A 2,185-nucleotide genomic window follows, 5' to 3' on the forward strand; every position below is an offset into this window, starting at 1 on the left:
ACTATTTTCTTTTGCGGTTACGGTTAAACAGATGCCGTTGTGGGCAATTGATGCCCCAAGGTCGAAATCATCGGTGTTGTAAGACGTGCCAATGCGCATTTTGCGACCATCAGCCCGCTCTTCAACTGAAATGATGTTTGCAACGTCTGAAACAATTCCTGTGAACACTAATCGTTCCTTTGAAAGTGTGTAACGCGATCTGCGCCAAGTTTGCTGGTTCCATAGTCTAAAAAGCCCAGCGATGCCAGCTTGTCGCCAATATTTGAGCCTTGAACAGCAGGCAAGCCGCCTGCCCCAATCTCAATTTTGCTTTCCAATAGGTAAAACTCATCGATCAGTCCGGCATCGAGCAGTTCATTTAGCAACTTAGGGCCACCCTCCACCAGCAAATGATTGATGCCTTCATTCGCAATTGATTGGAGGGCGCTTTTCAAGTCTTTGTTGCTGCAAACGCTCACGAAACGTGGGTCTGCACCAAGTGTCATGCCACTTGGCAAATCTGAGGTTGCAGACGAAATGACAATTGGTCGTGGACTGCGGCTTTCCAGCCCCCTCAAACGCACATTAAGCGACGGGTTGTCCAAAATGGCAGTCTTTGCACCTACTGCAATCCCGTCGACCCGTGAACGCAGAGTGTGGGTCCAAGCCTTTGCCTCTGGTCCGGTGATGGCAACATTGCCCTCGCCGATACGTCCAACCATACCGTCTTTGGATACGGCGAGTTTGGCTGTGATAAAAGGGAGGCCTTTTCTAACGCGCTTAAAGAACGCGCGGTGCAATATCGCTGTTGGTTGATGGTCGACGAGCACAATGACATCAATCTTAGCCGCACGCAGCTTTTCGACACTTTGACCTGCGGTACGTGGGTCTGCGTCCAACTGACCTATAACAACACGCTTGATGCCCGCGTCAATCACTGCGTCAACACAAGGTGGCGTTTTACCGTGGTGGTGACAGGGTTCAAGCGTAACGTAGAGCGTTGCATCTGCTGATTTTTCGCCTGCACTTTCAATCGCTTGGGGTTCAGCGTGCGGGCGACCACCGGGTGCAGTTACAGCACGAGAAACCAGTATGTCCGTTTTAGGATCAACAATAAGTGCGGCAACGGTGGGGTTTTCTGCTGTGGTGCCTAAAAAGCGCGATGCGTACCTCGCGGCTGCGTCCATCCATTTGATGTCCGCCAAGGTTGGCATTTAATCGTCGTCCGAATTGTCCGCGTCGAGCTTGGACAGGAACGACTTAAAGTCGTCCGCTTTGGAAAAATTCTTGTAAACAGAGGCAAAGCGCACAAAGGCTACGTCGTCGAGTTCTTTGAGGCCTTCCATTACCAGCTGACCAATTTGCTCGGACGTAATTTCAGCATCGCCAATGCTTTCCAGCCGGCGCACAACGCCTGAGATCATGCGATCTGCGGCTTCTGCGTCAACTTCGCGTTTGCGCAAGGCTGTTTTGATGGATCGGTTCAGTTTTTCCCGATCAAAAGCCACCTTGCGACCGGACTTTTTGCTGACAATCAATTCGCGCAGCTGCACACGTTCAAACGTGGTGAAGCGTCCACCGCACGCCGAGCAAACTCGGCGGCGGCGAATAGCGTTAGAATCCTCGGTGGGCCGAGAATCCTTTACCTGCGTGTCATGGTTACCGCAATAAGGGCAGCGCATGGTGCCTCCTTAAGGCAAATTATGCGTAGATTGGGTGCGCGTCTGTCAGCACTTTAACTTGCTCACGAACGCCAGCTTCCACTGAAGCATTACCTTCTTCGCCATTTTCAGCCAAACCAGCAACCACTTCAACAATCAACTCACCAACTTTGGTGAAGTCTTCTTGGTTGAAGCCACGTGAAGTTGCTGCCGGTGTGCCCACACGAATACCAGACGTAATGAAAGGCTTTTCCGTATCAAACGGAATTGCATTTTTATTACAAGTAATGTGCGCACGCTCAAGAGCGGCTTCGGTTGCTTTGCCGGTTACGCCTTTGGGGCGAAGGTCAACAAGCATCAAATGGTTGTCTGTTCCACCGGAGAAGATATCCAAGCCACCGCTGATGATTGATTTGGCCAACGCGTCGGCATTATCAACAACATCTGAGATGTACTGCTTGAAGTCAGGTGTTAAAGCTTCGCCAAAAGCTACTGCTTTTGCTGCAATAACATGCATCAATGGTCCACCCTGAATGCCAGGGAAA

At 50.8% G+C, this 2,185-nt stretch carries 2 protein-coding genes and 2 pseudogenes; all 4 read right to left on the minus strand.

Features of this window, described 5'->3' with window-relative positions; all coding sequences use genetic code 11:
* Nucleotides 1–168: pseudogene (locus Q0231_RS15780) on the minus strand (riboflavin synthase); the annotation flags it as partial.
* Nucleotides 168–1,193, minus strand: a complete 1,026-nt coding sequence (gene ribD / locus Q0231_RS15785; RefSeq protein WP_299349060.1) for a bifunctional diaminohydroxyphosphoribosylaminopyrimidine deaminase/5-amino-6-(5-phosphoribosylamino)uracil reductase RibD — start codon at nucleotides 1,191–1,193, stop codon at nucleotides 168–170. The pseudogene Q0231_RS15780 and the gene ribD, both read right to left, overlap by 1 nt.
* Nucleotides 1,194–1,661, minus strand: coding sequence for a transcriptional regulator NrdR (nrdR, locus tag Q0231_RS15790; RefSeq protein ID WP_269391988.1), 468 nt, complete (start codon nucleotides 1,659–1,661; stop codon nucleotides 1,194–1,196). It abuts the gene before it with no gap.
* Between the two features lie 19 nt (nucleotides 1,662–1,680).
* Nucleotides 1,681–2,185 (minus strand): annotated as a pseudogene (gene glyA, locus Q0231_RS15795) (serine hydroxymethyltransferase); the annotation flags it as partial.

The organism is uncultured Maritalea sp. (assembly GCF_937139385.1).
Lineage (GTDB): Bacteria > Pseudomonadota > Alphaproteobacteria > Rhizobiales > Devosiaceae > Maritalea > Maritalea porphyrae_A.